Origin of the sequence: Shewanella eurypsychrophilus (assembly GCF_007004545.3) — a bacterium.
Taxonomy (GTDB): Bacteria; Pseudomonadota; Gammaproteobacteria; order Enterobacterales; family Shewanellaceae; genus Shewanella; species Shewanella eurypsychrophilus.
Window position 1 is genome coordinate 4,224,093 of sequence record NZ_CP045503.2, and the last position, 24,383, is coordinate 4,248,475.

The following is a 24,383-nucleotide window of genomic DNA, read 5'->3' on the forward strand; positions in this document are numbered from 1 at the left end:
TAAATCAATAATATTACTGGCCAAGACCGCCCACTTTTGGCAGTCTAGTGCAACGTTTGTCAAAAACTGGTAGATTATCTAACTCAATGAATAATGCCGATAACATGACCAAATACAGTCTCCGCTCATGGGTACTTGTACTTGCGTTAGCACCTACTATTCTCGTTGGTGTTCTACTGGGCAGCTATTTTACCATAAATCGTTTCTACGAACTCGAACAAACTCTCATAGAACAAGGCAGCAATATTATTGAGCCTTTAGCCATTGCGACGGCAATTGGCCTCGAGAGGGATGACTTCGAAAGCACCAAAAAACTGATCACTGCCACTCAACTAAACAAGGCATCACTGGTACAGTTTATTGCCATTTTTGATACGAACAATCGTGTAGTCGTCACCTCTCATCACTATAAAAATCATGAAATGATGCGTTATGACCAGCCATTTACCAGCTTACTCAATACTCAACTTGAACAAGTCGGCGACAGTATCATTCTACGTACTCCCATTTTTTCATCGGATAATGAACTGCACCTAAGTCCAATTGACGACACCGAGTCTGAACGTTTAGTTGCGACTAAACTTGGATATATTGCAGTATTAATTAATAAAGAAAATGCTCTGCTTGAACAGCACCGAGCCGCTGTCGCCGCATTTATTATCGTGTTAATTGGGGTCCAGCTAAATCTGCTATTTACCTTTAGATTGGTTAAAAATGTCACCCAACCCATTACAGATATGGTACGAGTCGTGGCAAAAATTCGCGAAGGGAAACTCGACACCCGTGTCGACGGCAGCCTGATTGGCGAGCTTGACCTGCTTAAACGTGGTATCAATGCGATGGCGGGGTCTTTATCTGAATACCATGAAGAGATGCAGCAAAACATCGATCAAGCCACCTCTGATTTACGTGAAACATTAGAACAAATCGAAATCCAAAACGTCGAACTCGATCTTGCTAAAAAACGTGCACTTGAAGCGAGTCGAATCAAATCTGAATTTCTGGCAAATATGTCTCATGAACTGAGAACACCACTCAATGGTGTCATAGGATTTGCTAAACAGCTTTTAAAAACGCCGCTGCATTCGAGCCAGCAAGATTACATCAACACCATAGAAAAAAGTGCAACTAACCTACTCGGTATCATCAACGACATTCTGGATTTTTCTAAACTGGAAGCCGGTAAGATGATATTGGAAAATATGCCATTCGCTCTACGGGAAACCTTAGACGATACCATCACCTTACTCTCTAACAGTGCACGAGAAAAAGATATTGAACTCGTCATCGATGTGGATCAATCCATACCCGAAGACTTATCCGGCGATGCCATGCGTTTTAGTCAAATCATCACTAACCTGGTTGGTAATGCCATTAAGTTCACCGATATTGGCAGTGTGCATCTCAAACTACAGCTTACCGAATCCAGCAATGATAAAATTAATTTACGCTGCGAAGTGATAGATACCGGCATAGGCATAGACGAGGATCAGCAAGAGATGCTTTTTCAAGCTTTTGGTCAGGCCGATTCATCGATCTCGAGGCGCTTTGGCGGAACAGGCCTAGGTCTGATTATTACTAAGCGGTTAATCAATAGAATGGGAGGACAGATTGGTTGTAACTCAAAACCAAACATCGGCTCAACATTTTGGTTCACTTTGCCGCTAAATAACAGTCAATATCCTATAGGACAAATACAAGCTATTGATAAATTAGAAAATAAAAGTGTGTTACTCCTTGAACCTAGAGAGTTATCTAACAATACATTAGAGCGTCAAGTCAGACATTGGGGCATGCAGCTCACCAACATAAGATCAACGGAACAACTTGAAAGTTGTTTGAATCAAGATGATGATTTTTTTGACTACGCCTTAATCAGCAATAAGGGGCTAGGTAAAGATAAAGATATTTCCTCTCAGTTAGAGCAAATAAAAGCGAGATGTCACTACTTAATCTTTATTTGTGGGGATATGGAGCAGGAGCTACACAGTATTTTACCGTTTGTCGATAAAGTCATGTCGGCACCTATCGGCGAAAAAGTGCTCGCCCAGACACTGATAGATCCGCAGCCGAATTCCGAAAATTATCTGTTACTTGATGAATATGTTGCCGCAGAAGCTATTTCCAGAGAAGCATTAAGCGTGCTCGCTGTCGATGATAATCCTGCTAACCTAAAACTTATTGACACCTTACTTAAAGAACTTGTCAGCCATGTGTCCGTTGTTAATAGTGGTCAGGGGGCGATTAAACTGGCTCAAGAGCTAAGTTTCGATCTGATATTTATGGATATTCAGATGCCAGGCACCGATGGGATTAGTGCCACCAAACAGATACGTCAAAATTCACTCAATCGAAATACGCCCATTATTGCTGTAACGGCCCATGCGATTGCAGAAGAAAGAGAGCGCATTGAGCAAAGCGGGATGGATGGCTATTTACCTAAGCCTATCGATGAAGCTTCATTAAAAAATGTGATTAGCCGCTGGAAGACAAGACCTCGATTTACCCATTTCGATCAGTTCACCCTCAATTGGGATTTATGCTTAACTCAAGCCAATAATAAGCGTGACTTAGCACTCGACATGCTGAAAATGTTGCTAAACTCCCTTCCAGAGACCATTGAGTCGATTCAAGGCGCATTAGACCGATTTGATGAAAAACAGATGCTCGCCAGTGTTCATAAATTACATGGCGCATCTTGTTATTGCGGCGTGCCTACAACTCAAAAATTGTGTCAACAAATTGAATTATCGCTTAAGCAAGGCAGTGGTATCTCTGAAGTAGAACCTGAAATACTAGAGTTACTTGATGAGCTAACTAAGGTAGAATCTGCAGCAAATCAAGTGATATCACAGTTATCAATGGATATATTAGATGACAAATAAACCCGGCTTCTTTAAGCGCGTAAAAGCATTAGACTTTCAACAGAAGAAAGTATTCGCCATCGCCCTATGTCAGCGCATGCTGCCTAACTATCAACTTTTTTCAGAAGTTTGTGAATTTGGTGATCCTCAAGTGTTAGACACGGCCCTGAGTCTACTATGGCAATCTGTCTACGATAACAAACTCAAACTCAATATTGATATCTATCTGGAAAGACTAGAGTCAAATACGCCTGATCCTGCCAATTTTGATGTTTACGGCGTCTATCCTGCTATGGATGCTTCAACTGCATTAATTGCATTATTGAGTGCAATTCAAAGCAAGGTTGAGGAAGATATCGTCAATATAAGTAAACTGTCCTCCAGTACAGTAGCTAACTATATAGAAGCAATTTCAGATGTCGAACTTGACGACGAGGCTTTCGATGACTACATCTTCAACCATGAAGTAATGACTGAAGAAAAGGAATTGCAAAACACTTTACTGCAACTGATTGAAGATAATCCTAAATTAAATGCAGATTTCATCAAATCTTTGCGCAAAGAGATAATTCAAGCAGGCGTATCGAACATAGGTATCGGACTGCCTGAGGGCTAACGCTATCAATGAGAAAATTGATTTACCAAGGATATATTCTATATACCAGTTCCATTGAATAAGTGATCATTCAGCGGGAATTAAAAACGCTGTTGGCAAGTAAGGGGATTGAAGCTAATAGTTATTCTATATCGAGAGCCACTTACGCAGCAAAAAGTGTTTTTAAACCCGCACTACGTGAGCTCCTCAGGACTTTTACTCCTGCGTTGCATTATCTTAAAAGGGAATAACCATTTCTACAACAACGCGCCTTGAATTTAAAGCCCTGAGAAAGCTCTGAATAGATCATACATTTAATGGAATTGGTATAGATCAGAGGGCCTAACAGACTCTTGGAAGCTCACTATTGGTGAGCAGACTAGAGTGGGCTCTCTGTTTGAATTAAGACGACAAATCAATTTTTTTCAAGAACTAGGTGTCCTGCCTCCAATTAAAGGATACCTAGTCAAAAATGCCACACGCTCAAATGCCAACTCAGTAAAGCCCCCTCTCGCCAAAGCCAAACGCCTGCAAGCCACAACAATGAAAATGAAGAAAACCAATAAAACAGTGACAAAAAAACGCGTTTCATCAAAAAAATAGTGAACTGACTTATCTATTTACACGCTTACCTTATAGCCATTCGTAATCATTCAAAACTATGTTACTTTTGATTCACAGTCATGGAAATAAAGGTGTTCACTTAAATCGAGTACTTTGCTGTGACCATTGTCTGAGAACTTTTCTTTAATCACAGTACCAATTTCATTAGGAAGGCTATTGATGTCAGCTATCTTAACCCCATTATTTGCCGTACTTGGGATCATGCTGTTAGGGTCATTCACTCAAAAAGTAAGAATTTTATCCTCAGATACAGAGCAAGTCTTAAACCAATATGTTTATTACATTGCCTTCCCCGCTATTATGCTTATAGTCTTGGCTGAAACACCTATAGAAGGGATCATGCAATGGGGCTTTATTGCAGGCTATAGCTTAGCGATGGTTTTCACCTATTTACTGGTTGTGCTAGTTTCTTTTTGCACGAATAAAGGACGAACAGATATAGCCGCTCTGCGGGCGTTGAACACAACATTTGGGAATTGTGCATTTATCGGTATGCCATTACTGACGATTTTGTTCCCTGATAATCCAAATGCATTAACCGCTGCAGCAATCGCAACACTTTTATCTGTGATAGTTTTTGCTTTCGTACTGGTCACCATAGAGCTTTATCACGGCAAGAAACAAGCTTCTCCGTTAATGATTGTGTCCCAATCATTGATACAGAATCCAATCGTTATTGGCAGTTGCATAGGCGTTGCTCTGTCAGCCCTTAATATCGAAGTCAATGAATCTATATCTATCATGCTTCGCCAAATTGGTATGACATCGAGTCCATGTGCGCTGTTTGCTATTGGAATGGTGCTTGTTAAAGCAAGCGGTACTCAAGATGAGCAGCCTCTTGGGGTGAATAAAGCAAAAAAACAAGACTCCAACACACCATCACGGCTTAACCATATTACTGAGCTATCTTGGATAAATCTGTGTAAACTCATTATTCAGCCATTATTTGCTTACCTTTTCTTATCTGCATTTGGAGTCGGTGAAGAAAACCTTATTATCGGAGTGATTTTAGCTGCCTTACCCACAGCCGCAAGTGTGTTCTTACTCGCCCAACGATATAAAATTAAATCGGCCATCAGTGCTCACGCTATAATGTTAGGCACGATACTAAGTATTTTAACCTTACCTGCGATTGATTATTTACTCCGGCTTTGATCACTTTTTGACGTAAAATAATGCTTACTAGTGACTTCAACATTTTATTGAACATAAATAACACAAAGCTTTACTGTATATAAAATCAGTATATACTGTTTAAAAACACAGTACATTGGAGGGTGTCATTATGCTTTGCCAACTAAGCATCAATAATTTCGCGATCGTTCGTTTTCTAGAGTTAGATTTTAAGCCTGGCATGACGAGTATCACAGGTGAAACCGGTGCTGGTAAATCAATTGCTATTGACGCTCTGGGTCTTTGTTTGGGCAATAGAGCCGATGCCAGTACTGTGAGACCCGGCGCCACTAAAGCCGAAGTCAGCGCTAGATTTTCATTAAATGATATTCCAATCGCTAAACGCTGGCTTGAAGATAACGATCTTGATCTAGAAAGTGAATGTATACTGAGACGTACAATAGGCAGTGACGGCCGCTCTAGAGCATACATCAATGGCAATCCGGTTCCCTTGAGTCAAGCTAAAAACCTTGGACAGCTTCTTATTGGTATTCATGGACAACATGCTCATCACGCCATGCTTAAAAGCGAACATCAACTTACTCTTCTAGACAGTTATGCCAACCATAAGATGATTCTTGACTCAGTAGCCACTGGGTATCAACGTTGTAAATTGATAGAAAAAGAACTTAAAGCTCTACAATTGTCGCAACATGAGCGTATTGCACGTAAACAATTACTCCAGTACCAAGTCGAAGAGCTAGATGAGTTTAGCCTCACTCCCGGAGAATTTGAAGAAATAGAAGCTGAGCACAAGAAACTCGCCAATGGCACAGCCTTAGTTGAAGCCTGCAAAAATGAGCTGTTTATTTTGCAAGATAACGATGAAGGCAGCGTTGAGTCATTAATCAATGCAGGGATAACTCAAGCACAAGAGCTTGAAAGCTATGATCCACAACTCAAAAATGTAGTGAGTATGCTCAACGAAGCACTCATTCAAGTTCAAGAAAGTAGTAGCGAGCTAGAAAGTTACCTGACGGGTCTAGAGCTTGACCCTCAGCACTTTGCCTACCTTGAACAGCGATTGACTAAAACCATGCAACTGGCACGTAAACACCATGTCAACGCATCCGAGTTGGCGACTCACCACCATAAATTGAAGCAAGAGCTCCTATCCCTAGACTCCGATGAAGAAGCACTCGACGACCTTAGGCAGCAAGTTGAAGCCAGTAGAGAAAGTTACCTGGTTCATGCCAAGAAGCTCAGTCAAAGCCGGATCCGCTATGCTAAAGAGTTAGATAGGCAAGTAACTCAATCGATTCACGAACTGAGCATGCCAAAAGGCAAGTTTACAATTTCAGTGGATTTTAACCCAGAGCTCAGCTCTCCTAATGGTTGTGATTGCATCGAGTTTCTAGTCACCACTAACCCAGGCCAGCCATTGCAGCCACTCTCTAAAGTTGCCTCCGGTGGTGAACTCTCGCGTATTGGTTTAGGCATACAGGTGATAACAGCCAAAAAAGTGTCGACGCCAACCCTGATCTTCGATGAAGTTGATGTAGGTATATCAGGACCAACTGCAGCAGTCGTCGGCCGCATGCTGAGAAAGCTCGGAGAGTCCACTCAAGTGTTATGCGTCACTCACTTACCGCAAGTGGCAGGCAACGGGCATCAACACATGTTCGTCAATAAAAAGACTAAATCAGGCAAGACGGAGACCTCAATGATGTCACTAAATAAAGATCAAAGAGTTGAAGAGCTTGCTCGTCTACTTGGCGGTGACAAAATAACCAATAACACTCTGGCCAACGCAAAGGAACTATTAAGAATTTAGTATTCCTCGAACAGCTAAATTGGATATAGATTAACCCTTGGTCTATATTTTCCTTAATGTCATTAAGCAAATGACATTAAGCAAGTTAACGATACCGATTAGCATGGAACAGTAATAAGGCAAGGGATATGAATTATCTGGATACATGGAAGTACGTGATTAACACATGGCTCAAGCTTAAACCTTCACTCCTGCAGCTATTTATCTGCTCCTTATTTATACTCCCCGTCCCCAGCCATGCTGAAGGAACCTATTTCGGCTATGCGACTGTCACTACAGACCATAGAGCCTATGGTGTTTCCCTCACTCAGACTGATCCCGCTGTACAAGTGTTAGCAGGGTATGATGTTGGTAATGGCTTTTACTTAGGCACTTTTATTTCAACATTTAATTTTATCGACGATGATAGCCCTTACGAGGCAGGAGAGAACTTAGAAACCGATGTTTATTTGGGTTATCGCCATATCTTCAATAAAGATATCTACTTGTCAGTCACCTTGTATCAGTATCTCATTCAAGGTACAAATAAAGGCATAGAATTGGACTTTACCGAGCTCATGTTCGACCTCCACAGCCCTTATGGTAAGTTGACTTTCAGCCATACATTAAATGATATTTTAGGTGACTTAAGTGTCGACAACGCTTATCGAATTGAATATAACAAGTCACAAGCCCTATGGGAGTCAGGACTTAGTCTTGATATGCAGCTAGGTTGGTGGGATACCAAAGACGCATTGGGTGATGATTATATATATTACAATTTAGGCCTAAGTTATCCCCTAGGCCCAGTAACCGCCTGCGTGACCTACAATGGTACGGACAACGCAGGCCAAGACCTGTTTGGTCATATCGCCGATCCTACCTTTTTCGCAAAAGCCACCTGGGCTTTCTAAGCAAAATAGTAAGCTAATAGCTGAAGACAGATAAGCGAGAATATTCCAGCAAGCACGTCGTCTATCATGATGCCGAAACCACCTTTGACTTTGGCATCTAACCAACGGATCGGCCAAGGTTTAATGATATCGAAGAAACGAAATAGTGCAAAACCGACTAGCAGCCACATCCAACCTACTGGAGCGGCAATCATAGTAATGAATAACCCTGCAAATTCATCCCATACGATCGCGCCATGATCATGGACGCCCATGTCTTTCGCGGCCTTATCACAGATGTAGAAACCAGCAAATACACTTAATAAAGTGAGTGCGATATACCAAGGAAGACTCAATGGTGCCATCAGTAAATAGAGAGGGATAGCTGCAAGTGTACCGAATGTTCCAGGCGCTTTAGCCGCTAAGCCAGAGCCAAAACCAAGTGCTAGAAAATGGATAGGGTTCTTTAGCGAAAGAGAGTTTAATGCTTTATCTTTAGAAAAAATATTCATCAGGAGAAGTGCTCAAAACCTATGTTAGTTAAATTAAATCGCTCTCCATTGCGTATTAACCTCAATTCATTACCGGACGTCACTTGCCCAATCTGAGTAAACGCAACACCCGTATGGGCCATTGCCGTTTCTAAAGCCCCTTTTTGCGCTTCTGAAACAGTAAACAACAACTCATAATCTTCACCACCAGATAAAGCATAGCTAAAGGCTTCAGTTTCAGACAATGAATCAGTTAAGGCTGGTGAGCGTGGTAAAAGATCGACATCTATCACAGCACCTACACCAGACTGTTTAAGCACATGCTTAATATCTGATGCTAAACCATCCGAGAGATCGATAGCACTCGATGCTAGATGTCGCAATGCCTGCCCAGCTAGCACTCGCGGACTTGGGTAGTAATGACGATTAATTAAATACTCGTTATATTCAGTATCCACTTGTCTCTTACCACGAATAACATCCAAACCAAGGGCTGAATCCCCCAATGTGCCCGTCACATAGAGCCAGTCACCATTTTTAGCACCTGCACGGGTTAATGCCGTCCCAGTAGGAACTTGCCCATTTATGGTAATGCTAATTGAACGCGGCCCGCGCGTGGTGTCTCCACCAATAAGCGACACACCATAGTACTCTGCAGCGTCAAACAAACCGGTACTGAATGCTTTTAACCAGTCTTCGTCGACATCAGGCAAGGTTAACGCTAATGTCATCCATGCAGGTTCGGCCCCCATAGATGCAAGATCAGACAGGTTCACCGCTAATGATTTATAGCCTAAGGCTTGTGGTGGTATATCTGGATAGAAATGGACATTCTCAACGAGCGTGTCACAAGAGATGGCTATAGACTTATTTGCAGCCGGTTGAACCAAGGCACAGTCATCACCGATACCCAACTCAACATCACGACGTGATTGAGCTCGGCTATTGAAGAAATGTTCGATTAATTGAAATTCTTTCACTAAATGGTTTACCCGGATCTAAATTAAGATAAATACACTGGGTGTGCTCAATGATGAATCGCATTTTCAAAGCAAAAAAAATGGCATCCTAAGATGCCGTTTTCTGTATTACTTACGACCGACAATCTTGTCGAGAATACCATTGACAAACTTATGGCCATCTTCTGCGCCATAAGTCTTAGCAAGCTCAATGGCTTCATTGATAGCCACTTTATAGGGCACATCTTTTCGGAAAGTCAGCTCATAAGTAGCAAGTCTTAACACCGCTTTCTCAATAGGAGACACTTCGTCAAATGGACGCTCTATATGTGGAATAATCAGCTCATCAAGTTGAGCTGATTTAGTTGCTGTACCTGTGAGTAACTCACGAAAGTACGCAACATCGATACCATCGATTTTTTGCTCTGTAAGAAATTCATGCTCCACATCGGCAACATTATTTCCGCTTAACTGCCAAGAGTATATGGCTTGAACGGCTAAACGGCGGGCCTTGCGGCGCTCTGAAGGTTTCATCTTTGTTCCTAATCTTGCAAATGCTGTTCTAGTTCTTGCAGGACGTTAACTGTTTCAAGCAGACCAAGTGCAGCTTCGCCGCCCTTATTACCTGCTTTAGTCCCAGAGCGTTCAATAGCTTGCTCTATGGTATCTGTCGTTAACACACCAAATGCAACAGGAATATCAAACTCAAGGGCAATTTGAGAAAGTCCTTTATTACATTCACCTGCAACAAAATCAAAGTGTGGTGTTCCACCACGAATCACTGCACCCAATGCAATAATCCCGTCAAACTTACCACTAGCAGCAACACGACGTGCTGCTATTGGAAGCTCAACCGCTCCAGGTACACGTACAACTGTGATGTTATCATCAGCGACTTGACCGAAACGTTTAAGTGTATCAACCGCACCGTTTAGCAAGCTTTCAACAACAAAACTGTTGAAGCGTGAAACTACGATAGCAATCTTGGCGTTTTTCGACTCGATATTACCTTGAACTATGTTCATTTATCTTACCTAAATTAGCTGATTTTACCGGCACGGGCTCGGAAGAGGCGGTATGATATCACAGCCCCTAACGTTGATCCCCATGCAAATAACAAGAATTTGTTTGTTTTAAATAATGATTTATCTATTCGGCTATATAATCAGTGACTTCCAATCCAAAACCGGAAAGTGAATGATAACGCTTTGGCGAACTAAGTAAACGCATCTTAGTCACTCCGACATCGGCTAAGATCTGTGAACCTACGCCCACCTGACGAGATGTACCTTGCCACTTTGCCGTTGTTGGTGCTTGACCACTATCTTCTAACTCAAATGCTTTCACTTTTGCAAGAATATCACTGCTATGCTCTTGGTTACCGAGTAAGACTAAGACACCGCCTTCATCGGCAATTCGCTGCATCGCCTTTTCTAATGGCCAACTGCGCTTCTGATCACGTTCTGAATGTAACAAATCATTGAATGTATTTTGCAGATGTACCCGTACCAGCACATCTTCTTTCACTTCACCATTAATCAATACAAAATGAAGCTGATTATCGATAGTATCCCTAAAGGTCAACATATCGAAGGTACCAAAACGCGTGGGTAGTTTACATTGTGCTTCACGAACAACATTGGTCTCTTTGGTATTGCGATACTCGATAAGATCGGCAATAGTACCCATCTTAAGACCATGTTTCTCTGCGAAAATTTCAAGATCTGGACGACGAGCCATGGTGCCATCATCATTGAGGATCTCAACAATCACAGATGATGCTTCAAAACCTGCAAGTCTGGCTAAATCACAACCCGCTTCAGTATGACCTGCACGTATTAACACCCCACCTTCCTGAGCCATCAGAGGAAATATATGGCCAGGTTGTACGATATCACTTGGCTTGGCACCTTTAGCGACCGCAGCTTTAACTGTTACAGCTCTATCTTGCGCAGAGATCCCGGTTGTAACACCTTCAGCCGCCTCAATAGAAACCGTAAAGTTAGTTGAAAACTGAGCGTTATTGTTAGTCACCATCAAAGGTAGGCTCAGCTGCTCACAGCGCTGCTTTGTCAATGTCTGACAGATCAGGCCGCGACCAAAAGTCGCCATAAAGTTAACGGCTTCTGGCGTGACCATGTCTGCTGCCATGATCAAATCACCTTCATTTTCACGATCTTCATCGTCCATCAAGATAACCATTTTACCGAGACGAATATCTTCGATGATCTCTTCTATACTGTGTAACGACATTGTAAGGCCTTAAATTTTATTGTTTCGAGTATCTGACTCTGGTGAAATATCTCCTGAGTCGATAATTGATTAATTATTTATTGATTTAATCTTCTATTTACAAATATTGCCAGTCACTAACGTAAAAAACCTGAGCGAGCTAACAGATCCATGGTCACATTAGACTCTGGCTGTGACGGTTCTTTATTTGAATAGGTCATTAAGCGTTCTAGATGACGCGCAATAAGATCCACTTCAATATTCACTTTGTCACCGGCTTTGAGGCTCTCTAATGTCGTTTCACCCGCAGTATGCGGCACAATGGTTAAGCGGAAGCGATTATCTTGTACATCATTCACAGTCAAGCTAACACCATCTATGGTAATTGAGCCTTTATGAGCAATATATTTAGCGAGTTCTACTGGTGCAGTTAACCAAAACTCGATAGCTTTGCCACGAAACTGCCTGTCAACAACACTTGCGACACCATCAACATGGCCACTAACCATGTGACCACCAAGACGTGTTGTCGGTGTTACTGCCTTTTCAAGATTCACTTTAGTCCCCACTTGATAGTGAGCAAAACCAGTTAACCCGACAGTTTCGGCTGAAATATCTGCCACATAACCATCACAAAGACATTCTACAACCGTTAAGCAAACACCATTTGTTGCAATACTGTCACCAAGACGAACATCTGACAGGTCTAATTTGTGACTGGCAACAGTGAGACGAATATCATCACCGAGTCGCTGGATTTTTCTCAGGGTACCGACAGATTCTATGATCCCAGTAAACATGGATTATGACCTTATTTTTAACGTCAAGCGGGTGTCATCACCCAACTTACGTTCATCAATTAATTCAATAGACGGAATCGCCGCCATAGTCGAATAATCAGGCAAGCTGATCAAATTCCGCCCTGCAGAACCTAATATCTTCATTGCCTGATAGAGTATCATTTCATCGGCGTACTTTTCTGTGATCACGCTTCCAGCCAGCGTAGCTCCTGCTTCAATAAGTACAGCATTACAGCTCTGGCCTAAATACGCAAAAAGTTCTGCTAGCGCCACTCTTCCGTTAGCGTCTGAATCTAAGCGGATATGTGAAACATACTCAGGCCATAGATCTTGCTCAGCAAGTGAGTAATCAAGACAAGATACTAATAAGATTGGGCTCTCAATAGAAAAAAGTTTGGCTGTAGACGTCAATCTAGCCTTACTGTCCAGAATAACCCGCAGTGGTTGATGCAATTCATCACAGCCTAACTCATCGGCTAGATAACCCAGTTCGTCATGGCGAACATTGAGTGAGGGATCGTCGATTAACACCGTTTCAACCCCTGTCACTAAGGCACAATGTCGCGCACGTAGACGTTGTACATCTCGGCGAGATTCAGGACCTGTGATCCATTTTGACACACCATTACTCAGGGCTGTTTTACCATCTAAGCTTGCGGCCATTTTAACCGTCACCCAAGGCAGTGAGCTTTGCATGCGCTTCATAAAGCCTGGGTTAATCTGACTCGCTTCCTCTTTGAGTAAGCCAACGTCCACTTGTATGCCCGCTTCGCGGAGCATTTTTATTCCGCGACCAGAAACCTGTGGATTGGGATCTTCTACCGCAACGACAACCCGAGTTATGCCATGCTTAATTAATGCTTCCGCACAAGGAGGCGTGCGGCCATAGTGACTACAGGGCTCAAGAGTCACATAGGCTGTTGTATTGCTAAGTTTGTCAGTACCACCAACATGCTCAACCGCCATGGCTAATGCATGTACCTCGGCGTGTGGACCACCGGCTTTAATGTGAAAGCCTTCGCCGATGATTTTATCATCACGAGTAACAACACAACCAACGCAAGGGTTAGGACGAGTGGTATATAAACCTTTACGTGCAAGCTTAATTGCACGGCTCATACATTCAGTATCTTTTATCGACCACATAGCTTGACTGACCAAATATGATTAAAACTAATTTCAATAAAAATGCCTAGCTTAATTACTTTTGCAATTTAGCTATCGCATCACCAAATTCAGACACATCTTCGAATGCACGGTACACAGAGGCGAAACGGATATAGGCCACTTTATCTAAATTAATGAGATGATCCATCATTAGATTACCGATCATCTCCGACTTGATTTCTCGTTCACCCGTGCCTCTAAGGGTAGACTTAATTTTAGTCAGGGCCTGCTCAATTTGATCCATGGAAACCGGGCGTTTCTCTACCGCTCTGAGCATGCCACCTCTAAGCTTTTCTTCATCAAATGGCTGACGACTACCGTCTTGCTTAACCACTCTTGGCATGACCAGTTCAGCCCCTTCGAAGGTGGTAAACCGTTCATGACACTCGGCGCATTCTCGACGACGCCTAACCTGATGGCCATCTGCCACCAAACGTGAATCGATCACTTTAGTATCTGTTGCGCTGCAAAATGGGCAATGCATCGAGCCTCCAAGGAGTAAAAAGAAGGGAAATAAGATTAGCGAGTATACATTAGTATATATACTCTATTCGCTAATCAGAAATAAAAATGGCCGCTAAGTAGCGGCCATTGAAGTTTACCTGAATTAACCTTAAAGGTTAACCATAAGCTTATCCGTAAACTGGAAACTTAGCACATAGCTCAAGCACTTGTTTCTTAACGCGCTCGATAGTGCCTTTGTTACTGATATCGTCCAGTACATCACACATCCAGTTTGTCAGTTCTACAGACTGTTCCTCTTTGAAACCACGACGTGTGATAGCAGGAGAGCCGATACGTAGGCCTGAAGTCACAAATGGTGAGCGTGGGTCGTTAGGTACTGAGTTTTTGTTCACTGTGATGTTAGCAAGACCAAGGGCTGCATCAGCATCTTTACCCGTCATATCTTTGCTAATTAGATCAAGCAAAAATAGATGGTTATCGGTACCACCAGAAACAACATCGTAGCCGCGCTCGATGAATGTTTTAGCCATAACCTTAGCATTAACAACAACTTGCTCTTGGTATGTTTTGAATTCCGGCTCTAGAGCTTCTTTAAATGCAACCGCTTTAGCAGCGATAACGTGCATTAAAGGACCACCTTGACCGCCAGGAAATACTGCAGAATTCAGCTTTTTGTAGATAGCTTCGTCATCGATAGCAGACAAAATAAGACCACCACGAGGGCCCGCTAATGTCTTATGAGTGGTTGTCGTAACAACGTGCGCATGTGGAAGTGGGTTCGGGTAGATACCCGCTGCCACAAGACCGGCAACGTGTGCCATATCAACAAACAGATATGCGCCAACTTTATCAGCGATTTCACGGAACTTGCCCCAATCGATGATGCCAGAATATGCACTGAAACCTGCAATGACCATCTTTGGCTTATGCTCAACAGCAAGACGTTCAACTTCAGCGTAATCAATCTTACCTGTTGTCTCGTCGATACCGTATTGAACAGCGTTATATAGCTTACCTGAGAAGCTGACATGTGAACCGTGAGTCAGGTGTCCACCATGTGCCAAGCTCATACCAAGTACAGTATCGCCGCCTTGAAGTAGCGCCATGAACACCGCAGCGTTTGCTTGTGAACCAGAGTGTGGCTGCACGTTCGCATATGTCGCACCAAATAATTCTTTAGCACGAGAAATCGCAAGTTCTTCTGCGATATCTACATGCTCACAGCCACCGTAGTAACGCTTACCAGGGTAACCTTCAGCATACTTATTCGTTAGCTGAGAACCTTGAGCTTCAAGTACACGTGGACTAGTGTAGTTTTCTGAAGCAATAAGTTCGATATGCTCTTCTTGGCGGCGAGTTTCATCTTCAATCGCTTGAAACAGTTGTGGATCGAAGTCCGCAATATTCATATCTTTTTTCAGCATTAGTGACTCCAGCTGTTATTTCTTATAGGTAGGGTTGCGCGGTATTCTACTCTGCTATTGATCACAATCCCAGCATTTACAGCATGAAATTACTTGCTTTTTACCATGAGGATTATTCATACATTAGCGAAGAAACCCACTTGATTGTCTAAGTTTGCGTGTTTTTATCGGGTTGGTTGACGACAACTCAATATATGACGCTTTGCAGATGGCTAAAAAATCACGATAAGACAAGGAAGTTTCTTGATAAATCAGTCTCTAGTCCCAGTCATTATCAGGTGATACTTCACAAGTAAATTCAGACTATTGAATCCTAATACACAAACATAGCATCAGGGCTTAAATGAGTTAGACCTAACTTGCTAATAACCGATTTAAGTTCGCTTAGCTTTCGCGTAGAATTACGCCATTGTTTAGTCACTCAGTGAATTTTCCATGGCTCAATTCGTATACAGCATGCTTAGAGTCGGCAAGATTGTCCCGCCGAAAAAGCAAATTCTTAAAGATATCTCCCTCAGTTTCTTCCCTGGTGCAAAAATTGGTGTTTTAGGCCTAAATGGCTCGGGTAAATCGACCCTACTGCGCATCATGGCCGGCATCGACACCGAGATTGAGGGTGAAGCACGTCCGATGCAAGATCTGAAAATTGGTTACCTGCCACAGGAACCAAAACTTGATGAATCTCAAACGGTACGTGAAGCGGTAGAAGAAGCCGTATCTGAAGCAAAAAATGCATTAACTCGTCTAGATGAAGTTTATGCCCTGTACGCTGAGCCAGATGCTGACTTTGATGCCTTGGCAAAAGAACAAGGCCAACTGGAAGCCATTATCGCTTCACAAGATGCCCATAATCTGGATAACATCTTAGAGAGGGCAGCAAATGCGCTACGCCTTCCTGACTGGGATACTAAAATTGAAGTGCTATCCGGTGGTGAACGCCGCCGTGTGGCTATCTGTCGTCTTCTGTTAGAAAAGCCTGACATGCTACTGCTTGATGAGCCAACCAACCACTTGGATGCAGAATCTGTAGCCTGGCTTGAGCGGTTCTTACAGGATTATGCAGGCACCGTTGTGGCCATCACCCACGATCGATACTTCCTCGATAACGCCGCGGGTTGGATTTTAGAACTTGACCGTGGTGAAGGCATCCCATGGGAGGGTAACTACTCCTCTTGGCTTGAGCAAAAAGATGCTCGTCTCACCCAAGAGTCAGCGACCCAAAGCGCACGTCAAAAAACCATTCAAAAAGAGCTTGAGTGGGTGCGCCAAGGTGCTAAGGGACGCCAGTCTAAAGGCAAAGCGCGAATGGCACGTTTCGAGGAGCTTAATACCAACGATTACCAAAAACGTAACGAGACCAATGAGCTGTTCATTCCACCTGGACCACGTTTAGGCGACAAGGTCATCGAAGTGAAAAACCTGACCAAGTCCTATGGCGACCGAGTACTCATAGATAACCTGAGTTTCTCTGTGCCCAAAGGGGCCATAGTCGGCATTATCGGTGCCAACGGTGCCGGTAAATCGACCCTATTTAAAATGATCTCTGGCGAAGAGCAACCAGATAGCGGCACAGTCGAAATTGGTGAGAGTGTGCAACTGGCGTCGGTAGACCAGTTCCGTGACTCCATGGATGATAAAAAAACCGTATGGCAAGAGATCTCCGGCGGCCAAGATATCATGCGCATCAACAACACAGAGATCCCGAGTCGCGCCTATGTAGGCCGTTTCAACTTCCGCGGCGGCGATCAGCAAAAGATCATCGGTACCCTATCTGGTGGTGAACGTAACCGAGTTCATTTGGCGAAGCTTATCCAGTCTGGCGGCAACGTCTTGCTACTCGATGAGCCCACCAACGATCTCGATGTAGAGACCCTTCGTGCACTGGAGGAGGCTATCCTCGAGTTCCCAGGTTGTGCCATGGTCATCTCTCACGACCGCTGGTTCCTCGATCGCGTCGCCACCCATATCTTAGATTATCGCGACGAAGGTCAGGTGAACTTCTACGAAGGTAACTACACCGAATACTCGACTTGGCTGAAAGAAACCATGGGGACTGACGTGGTTGAGCCCCATCGTCTTAAGTATAAGCGTATGAGCTAATAGCTGTAAGCGCTAAGTAAAGAGTCCTAAAGCCCGCTAATTGATTTGGTCAATTTAGCGGGCTTTTTAGTATATAGCACACCCACTTAGAGCTGTACTGGATGAAGCATATACACCACTTTATCACGCTATAAACTGTTCAATTACAAAGCAGTTATCTCGTTTTTATCTCTATTCTATATCTCTTCTCACTTCATCCATAGATGCAATGTTAAAGATGATGCTACCATGTTGCCGAGCAGTAAAAATGAGAAGGGATACGATGTTAATCAAGAATCCACCGCGACTAAAAGTGAGCTTCAATTGAAAAAAACCTTAAACATAATAGCCCTGACTCTACTGCTTGGCTGTCATACACTCTCTGTATCAGCAAGTGAGCCTCTATCTGAATCACTAAATGAAATAAAACGAGATATCATCTTCGATGGTCCTTACCTGTTCAATCAAGCTGAAAATGAAACGACACAACAAGCATATTGGGTATGTGCCAACGAGTTATTAGCCACCCCCGTTCATGACAGCCAACTGAGTCGACCAAACCACTGTGGTAAGTTACCTGAGCCCACACTCAACCCAAAAGCTAAAGAGATTGCTGCTAACACTTATACTGGTGTCAGCAAAATCGTCGCTCTCAGTGATGTCCATGGCCAATTTGATGTGTTAATCACCCTGCTTAAAAACCAGAATATTATCGATGAGCACAATAATTGGGCCTTCGATAACGGTCATATGGTCATGACAGGTGATATGTTCGATCGTGGCCATCAGGTCAACGAAGTGCTCTGGTTTATGTACAAGCTAGATAAACAAGCCCAAGATGCCGGCGGCAAGCTTCACCTGTTAATGGGCAACCATGAACAGATGGTGATGCGTGGTGACTTACGTTATGTCAATGAGCGCTATAAAACTGCCGAGAAATTACTAGAACGCAGCTACGATGAGCTTTATGACGATAGCAGCGAGATTGGTCAATGGCTGCGCAGCAAGCACACCATAGTTAAAATCAACACAAGTCTGTTTCTCCATGGCGGGATCAGTGCTGAATGGGTCGACAGAGAGCTGACTCTCGATAAAGCCAATCAAGTTTACCGCGCTAATATTGATAAGAGTAAGCCTGAGCTGAAGAGTGATGAGCTGCTCAACTTTCTGTTTTTGGGCAACGGTCCGACTTGGTTCAGAGGCTATTTCGAAGATGATTATAACGAGAGTGAAATCGACAGGGTTTTAGCTTATTTCGATGTCAAACATATCGTTGTCGGCCACACCTCACAAACTCAGGTTTTAGGCCTGTTTAACAACAAGGTCTTAGCGGTCGACTCCAGCATCAAGAATGGCAAATCCGGCGAGCTGTTGTTAATTATCCCAAATGAAGGCAAAAACACATTAACCCGTGGCCTATACGATGGGAGCCGCGTGGCTCTATAGTCAATTTAATCCAATGAGATTGTAAAATGCAGGCTCATACTCTCCAGCCCAGAGTTAAAGATGAAGTAATATTGAAGCCTGCATTTTCTTAGTCATCTTAGCCACCACCAGCTGAAATGAATTATCTATCATGCGCTCAATCTCACCTGATGGGATTGAGCCATCGAGAATAATAGTATTCCACAGCGCCTTGTTCATGTGATAACCAGGGATCACCGAAGGAAAAATATCCCGTAAAATAGCGGCTTCATCAGGGTCACACTTGAGGTTCATCCACCAATGCTTATTACCCTCCTCATCCCCTTTTCCCATCTTACCTATCGCCAAGGTTGCGAACATTTTGTTCTTCACCTTGAACACATAGACATCGGCGCCAAAAGGAAAGTCTACTAACGTATGAGGTTTAGTTAATAAGTACTGTTTAGCCGTTTCAAATTCCATCTAAAACTCTCCCTAATTTATTGAAGCTGTTTAACTCGCATTGCAGCAACCGAAACCCACAATAGGTATTCAATGCACACTATTTTCAATGAATTTGTTTCACTATATTCATGCTTCGGTTGGCAATATGCTAGCTAACTCCAAGAGCAATATAGAGTAAAACATATTGAAAAAGATACTCATGACCCAACTACAACTTTCAGATACCGAAAAAATGATTGAGTTCGCCATAGCACAAGCTCACACACTCAATGTAACCGTGAACATAGCGATTGTTGATACAGCAGGTCACCTCATCGCCTTTCAACGGATGGATGGGGCACTAGTCGGTGCAATCGATATTGCTATCAAGAAAGCATACACAGCAGCGTTATTTCAAAAACCAACCCATGAGTTAGGCGAGCGCTCCCTTCCTGGTCAGCCACTGTTTGGCATAGAATCGTCAAATGGAGGATTAATCACTTTCGCAGGTGGGTTACCCATCACCTTTAGTGAGAATGAAAATGTGGAGAAAGTCTGTATAGGGGCTATTGGGGTTTCAGGCAGCACGATTGAGAATGATCTGTCTATCGCCAAGGCGGCACTTCGACTTTGAATAAGTGACTAGCAAGTCATTCCATGATTGAATGACTTGCTTCGTCTATAGGCATTACTTAACTAAAATTGACTTCTGAGCCTCTAAAGCCTCATTAAGCTGCGCCTCAACAAATCCAGGCGAATGTGTTGCGCCTGATATCAGTCTATACATGGCTGGAATAACCAGAAGTGTCACAAACGTGGCAAATGCCATACCAAAGAAAACCACGGTCCCCACGGCAATACGACTCTCAGAACCAGCTCCCGTTGACATGATTAACGGCACAGCGCCAATCAAGGTGGTAAAGGCTGTCATCAAGATAGGACGTAAACGACGCGCTGATGCATCGATAATCGCCTGCTCTATCTCCAGCCCCTTGTCCCTAAGCTGATTGGCAAACTCGACAATCAAGATGCCATTCTTGGTCACCATACCGATAAGCATTATCATGCCAATTTGGCTATAGATATTCAGCCCTTGCCCCGTCAGGAACAAACCAAGGAAACCGCCAAATACCCCCATAGGCACAGTAAACATCACCACCATAGGATTGATAAAGCTTTCAAACTGAGCGGCTAAAACCAAATATGCCACTAACAGCGCTAAGCCAAATACGATGAGCACACTACTCTGGTTCTCTTTAAAATCTTTCGACTCACCGGTATAGCTAACAGAAATATCGCTCGGCAAGATCTCAATCGCTTTAGCATCGAGAAAATCTAACGCCTCACCTAAGGTATAACCCGCACCTAAATTGGCTTTTAGTGTTATCGACTTCTGTTTATTGTTATGACTCAGCTTATGAGCTGAAGCCACCTCTTCAATATGGGTGATAGAATCTAAGGTGATCAATTCACCTTTAGCTGAGCGCATATAAATTTGACTCAAATCCGCCATGCTATTGAAGCTATTCTCATCACCTCGCAAATAAACATCATACTCTTCACCGCGATCTACATAGGTGGTTTCACTGCGGCCACCCAGCATCACCTCAAGGGTTTCGGAGACCTCAGCAACACTGATCCCTAGCTCTGCTGCACGCTGCCTGTCGACACTTACAACAAGTTCTGGCGTGGTCTCAGCATAATCGAGATCGGCGCCTTCAAGTATTGGGCTATGAATCGATTCTTCCTGAAGGATCTCTGCCCATTTAAATAGCTCTTTATAGTCAGAGCCACCAATCACAAACTGTACCGGTTCACTCGACTGTCCTCTGAACCCCGGTAGCATAGGGCGCACCATTACATCAGGGATCCCCTGTAGCGCTTTGGCCACTATGCCTAGCGCTTGTTGAGCATTAACATCCCTATCTTCCCAATCTTCAAGCTGCATGATCACAAAGCCAGTCTGATCACCGGCTCGTCCACCAAATGCAGGGGCTTGAATACTGAAGGACTTGATCACACCTTGACCTAACAGCGGCATAAGCTTGTCTTCAACAATATCCATATTGGCTGTCATGCGGTTATAACTGGTGCCCTCAGCCCCCTTAACAAAGGCAAATATCACCCCTCTGTCTTCCTGTGGAGCAAGTTGTGATGGCACGTTTTGCATCAAGACGCCACTACCAACAATACATAAGATAATCACCACAGGTGCGGCAAATCTAAATTGAATCGCTTTAGCCACAGCCTTGCGATAAGCGCGTTCAAGTTTACTAAAACCACTCTCTATCCAGAGATTAAAACGATTCGGCTTAACGTTAGCCTTGAGAATTTTACTGCCAAGTACTGGTGTTAATGTCAAAGCGACAATCGATGAGAATATTACCGACATTGCTAACATAACCGAGAACTCGGTAAATAACCGGCCCACCATGCCCTCCATAAATGAGATAGGCAGAAAGACCATTACCAGTACGGCTGTTGTCGCTACAACTGCAAAGCCCACTTCTCGCGTGCCTTTATAGGCAGCCAATAAAGGTGGCTCTCCCTTCTCGATATGATGGAAGATATTCTCCACCACCACAATGGCATCATCCACCACTAGGCCGATGGAGAGGATCAGCGCCATCAAGGTGAGCAGGTTAATCGAGAAACCAAAAAAGTTAGCTGCGATAAAAGCCGAAATCAAAGATACAGGCACAGTGACTGCCGGGATCAGCGTCGCCCTCGCCTGACCAATAAAAATGTACAGCACCAACACGACTAAGCCGCCAGTGATAAACAAGGTGTTATAGACTTCGGTTATCGAGCGGTCGATGAAAACCGTCGAGTCATAATCCACCACCAGCTGCGTGCCTTCAGGTAAAAACTGCTGAATGCGTTCGACTTCGATATGCGCCGCCTTGGCGACTTCGAGAGGATTTGCATCGGATTGCGCAATAATTCCTAAACTTAGGTTTGGTACGCCGTCACTCTTAAAGGTCGAGTTCTCGTTCTCGGCGCCAACAAACACCGATGCCACATCTTTAAGATACACAGGTGTACCATCGCTGGCAGTGCGAACCACTAAGTAATCAAAATCTTCAGGATTGTTGTAAAGTCGGGCTGTACGCACTGTCATGACTGTGGTGTCATTTCTTACTTCACCACCTGGTGTCTCTACATTTTCGGTTTTTAAGCTGGCAATAATATCGGCAGTGGTCACATTGCGACCCGCCATCAGCTCAGGTTTGAGCTGCACATACATCACCTTATATAGGCCACCAGATATACTGACCGAACTTACTCCGGTGATCAGGCTAAATCTGTCTTCTAATACTCGCTGCGCATAGTCAGTTAACTGAGTTCTATCCATCACAGAGGAACTCAGGTTGATATAGACAGAGGGCTCACCCGAGCCATTATCTTTAGAGACAATAGGATCATTGGCTTCATCGGGAAGGCGCCGCTGCGCTCTTGCAACCGCATCACGCACATCGCTGACCCCTTCGGTAAGGTCCCAGTCGAGATCGAAGGTGATAGTGATACGTGACATGCCGTTTCGAGTCACTGAGCTTATCTCATCGATACCACTGATGCCTGTCAGCTCATCCTCTAGCGCTGTGGTTATCTGACTTTCCATGATGGTAGCCGAAGCCCCCTCGTAGGTAGTCATCACAGTCACCACTGGGTTTTCTACATCTGGCATCTCTCGTACTGCAAGCTTCGAGAAGGAAACCGCACCAAAGACACATAAAAGCAGACTTAAAACAATCGCAACAACCGGGCGTTTAACCGAGATATCTGAGATCAGCATTAAATTCTGTCTCCCTTAGCATCACTTGATACTTGCCCAGCAGTTCTTGCTCCACCTTTAATAGAAAGATCATCCACTCTTAAGCCATCACGCATATTCACTAAGCCTTGTACAACAATACGATCGCCGATTGCCAGGCCTGATGTGATCATCACTTCATCCTGAATCCGCGCCCCTAAGAACACTTCGGTTCGCTTGGCAAGCTTATCTTCACTGACCACATAGACAAACCGTTTAGTACCGGAGTACTCAATGGCTTGAACAGGGATAACGGGCTCAGAGACAGCAGGGAAACTCAAGGTTGCAGACATCAGCATACCTGGTTTCAACTTATGATCTGCGCTATGTTCTGAGTTATCAAAGCTAACTCGCACCTTAAGGTTCAGGGTCTCCTGATTAATTCTAGGGTCGATAGCCACGACATGGCCAGTAAAGGTATCCTCTGGCCAGGCTCTGTTTGTTGCTGTTACCAACATACCGACACTCAACATAGAGAGGTAGTTCTCAGGCACCTGCAGATCGACCCTCATAGAGGAAAGATCATCGAGGGTAAACAGCTCACTGCCAGCGGTAACCATAGTTCCACGACTAAAATCCAGTAAGCCTGCAGTGCCTGAAAATGGCGCCTTAATATAGTGATAATCAAGATCGGCTTGTACTAATTCAAGTCTAGCCTTAGCGATATCTACGCTGGCTTTCTGGGCATCTATTTCTGTTTGAGTGATCGCATTACGATCAATTAGCTTCAGATACTCTCGTAATTTACGCTTCTCATCATTTAGGTAGGCATTAGCCTCAGAGACACTCGCCTGCGCTTTAGCATCTTCAAGTTCAATTAACAATTGACCCGCTTTGATCTCTTGATTGGCCGTGACCTTTATGGCTTTAACTTTTCCAGTGACTTCAGGGGAGATATACACTGATTTATCAGATTCAAGCTTACCAATTAAGGAGATAGTTTGAGATAGCAGATGCTGATCGACAACACCAGTCACCACAGGCACTACACGAGGCGCACGATCTGATTTATCACCTGGCTTTTTCGCCTGAGTAAAACTACTGAATGAAGCAATAGCTATCACAGCAAGCAAAGGGATCAATAGCAGACTTTTTTTCATTGATGAATTTCTTATATTACCAGCATGGAGAATGGCTGTTATTTTAAAGAAAAATCATCCTTTGTAGGGTAAAGCAGTGTAAAGCAACGCAAATGATTAGGC

At 43.7% G+C, this 24,383-nt stretch carries 20 protein-coding genes; 8 read left to right on the forward strand and 12 right to left on the reverse strand.

Going from position 1 to position 24,383, the window contains the following annotated elements; all coding sequences use genetic code 11:
- The first annotated feature begins 47 nt into the window (after window positions 1-47).
- The 5 genes from barA (at window position 48) to FM038_RS18075 (ending at window position 7,923) form a co-directional block, all read left to right on the forward strand.
- Window positions 48-2,885: a two-component sensor histidine kinase BarA gene (gene barA / locus FM038_RS18055; RefSeq protein ID WP_443216833.1), complete on the forward strand. Its 2,838-nt coding sequence runs from the start codon at window positions 48-50 to the stop codon at window positions 2,883-2,885.
- Complete coding sequence (locus FM038_RS18060) at window positions 2,875-3,480, forward strand: YjaG family protein (RefSeq protein ID WP_142874692.1); 606 nt, start codon at window positions 2,875-2,877, stop codon at window positions 3,478-3,480. The genes barA and FM038_RS18060 overlap by 11 nt, the downstream gene beginning before the upstream one ends.
- 762 nt (window positions 3,481-4,242) lie before the next feature.
- Window positions 4,243-5,238, forward strand: coding sequence for an AEC family transporter (locus FM038_RS18065; RefSeq protein WP_142874693.1), 996 nt, complete (start codon window positions 4,243-4,245; stop codon window positions 5,236-5,238).
- Window positions 5,239-5,368: 130 nt separating this feature from the next.
- Entirely contained in the window at window positions 5,369-7,030 is a 1,662-nt protein-coding gene (recN, locus tag FM038_RS18070) for a DNA repair protein RecN (RefSeq protein ID WP_142874694.1), read from the forward strand.
- A 128-nt stretch (window positions 7,031-7,158) separates the two neighbouring features.
- Window positions 7,159-7,923: a TorF family putative porin gene (locus FM038_RS18075; RefSeq protein ID WP_142874695.1), complete on the forward strand. Its 765-nt coding sequence runs from the start codon at window positions 7,159-7,161 to the stop codon at window positions 7,921-7,923.
- On the opposite strand, the gene FM038_RS18080 is transcribed toward FM038_RS18075, so the two are convergent.
- From FM038_RS18080 to glyA, 9 genes are all read right to left on the reverse strand, one after another.
- A complete protein-coding gene (locus FM038_RS18080) occupies window positions 7,920-8,414 on the reverse strand; it encodes a phosphatidylglycerophosphatase A family protein (RefSeq protein WP_142874696.1) in 495 nt (164 codons plus the stop codon). The genes FM038_RS18075 and FM038_RS18080 overlap by 4 nt on opposite strands.
- The gene (thiL, locus tag FM038_RS18085) at window positions 8,414-9,373 is read right to left on the reverse strand and encodes a thiamine-phosphate kinase (protein ID WP_142874697.1); all 960 of its coding nucleotides are present in this window, start codon (window positions 9,371-9,373) and stop codon (window positions 8,414-8,416) included. Before thiL ends, FM038_RS18080 begins: the two co-directional genes overlap by 1 nt.
- A gap of 108 nt (window positions 9,374-9,481) precedes the next feature.
- On the reverse strand, window positions 9,482-9,886 hold the full coding sequence (nusB, locus tag FM038_RS18090) for a transcription antitermination factor NusB (RefSeq protein ID WP_142874698.1): 405 nt from the start codon (window positions 9,884-9,886) through the stop codon (window positions 9,482-9,484).
- 8 nt (window positions 9,887-9,894) lie between these two features.
- The gene (ribH, locus tag FM038_RS18095) at window positions 9,895-10,377 is read right to left on the reverse strand and encodes a 6,7-dimethyl-8-ribityllumazine synthase (protein WP_142874699.1); all 483 of its coding nucleotides are present in this window, start codon (window positions 10,375-10,377) and stop codon (window positions 9,895-9,897) included.
- A gap of 124 nt (window positions 10,378-10,501) precedes the next feature.
- Complete coding sequence (ribBA, locus tag FM038_RS18100) at window positions 10,502-11,605, reverse strand: bifunctional 3,4-dihydroxy-2-butanone-4-phosphate synthase/GTP cyclohydrolase II (RefSeq protein WP_142874700.1); 1,104 nt, start codon at window positions 11,603-11,605, stop codon at window positions 10,502-10,504.
- A 116-nt stretch (window positions 11,606-11,721) separates the two neighbouring features.
- Complete coding sequence (locus tag FM038_RS18105; RefSeq protein WP_142874701.1) at window positions 11,722-12,384, reverse strand: riboflavin synthase; 663 nt, start codon at window positions 12,382-12,384, stop codon at window positions 11,722-11,724.
- A gap of 3 nt (window positions 12,385-12,387) precedes the next feature.
- Complete coding sequence (ribD, locus tag FM038_RS18110; RefSeq protein WP_142874702.1) at window positions 12,388-13,530, reverse strand: bifunctional diaminohydroxyphosphoribosylaminopyrimidine deaminase/5-amino-6-(5-phosphoribosylamino)uracil reductase RibD; 1,143 nt, start codon at window positions 13,528-13,530, stop codon at window positions 12,388-12,390.
- A 55-nt stretch (window positions 13,531-13,585) separates the two neighbouring features.
- On the reverse strand, window positions 13,586-14,035 hold the full coding sequence (nrdR, locus tag FM038_RS18115; RefSeq protein WP_142874703.1) for a transcriptional regulator NrdR: 450 nt from the start codon (window positions 14,033-14,035) through the stop codon (window positions 13,586-13,588).
- A 148-nt stretch (window positions 14,036-14,183) separates the two neighbouring features.
- Window positions 14,184-15,440, reverse strand: a complete 1,257-nt coding sequence (gene glyA / locus FM038_RS18120; RefSeq protein WP_142874704.1) for a serine hydroxymethyltransferase — start codon at window positions 15,438-15,440, stop codon at window positions 14,184-14,186.
- 435 nt (window positions 15,441-15,875) lie between these two features.
- Between glyA and ettA the strand changes: the two genes are divergently transcribed.
- Window positions 15,876-17,540: an energy-dependent translational throttle protein EttA gene (gene ettA, locus FM038_RS18125; protein ID WP_142874705.1), complete on the forward strand. Its 1,665-nt coding sequence runs from the start codon at window positions 15,876-15,878 to the stop codon at window positions 17,538-17,540.
- 228 nt (window positions 17,541-17,768) lie between these two features.
- Window positions 17,769-18,965: a metallophosphoesterase gene (locus FM038_RS18130; protein WP_223292895.1), complete on the forward strand. Its 1,197-nt coding sequence runs from the start codon at window positions 17,769-17,771 to the stop codon at window positions 18,963-18,965.
- Window positions 18,966-19,019: 54 nt separating this feature from the next.
- Here the strand turns inward: FM038_RS18130 and FM038_RS18135 are convergent, their stop codons facing one another.
- Window positions 19,020-19,406, reverse strand: coding sequence for an MmcQ/YjbR family DNA-binding protein (locus FM038_RS18135; RefSeq protein WP_142874706.1), 387 nt, complete (start codon window positions 19,404-19,406; stop codon window positions 19,020-19,022).
- A gap of 181 nt (window positions 19,407-19,587) precedes the next feature.
- On the opposite strand from FM038_RS18135, the gene FM038_RS18140 reads away from it, so the two are divergent.
- Complete coding sequence (locus FM038_RS18140; protein ID WP_142874707.1) at window positions 19,588-20,001, forward strand: GlcG/HbpS family heme-binding protein; 414 nt, start codon at window positions 19,588-19,590, stop codon at window positions 19,999-20,001.
- 54 nt (window positions 20,002-20,055) lie between these two features.
- Here FM038_RS18140 and FM038_RS18145 read toward each other — a convergent pair whose 3' ends face one another.
- Together FM038_RS18145 and FM038_RS18150 are read right to left on the reverse strand one after the other, a co-directional pair.
- On the reverse strand, window positions 20,056-23,163 hold the full coding sequence (locus tag FM038_RS18145) for a multidrug efflux RND transporter permease subunit (protein WP_142874708.1): 3,108 nt from the start codon (window positions 23,161-23,163) through the stop codon (window positions 20,056-20,058).
- A complete protein-coding gene (locus FM038_RS18150) occupies window positions 23,163-24,281 on the reverse strand; it encodes an efflux RND transporter periplasmic adaptor subunit (RefSeq protein WP_142874709.1) in 1,119 nt (372 codons plus the stop codon). Before FM038_RS18150 ends, FM038_RS18145 begins: the two co-directional genes overlap by 1 nt.
- Between the last annotated feature and the right edge of the window lie 102 nt (window positions 24,282-24,383).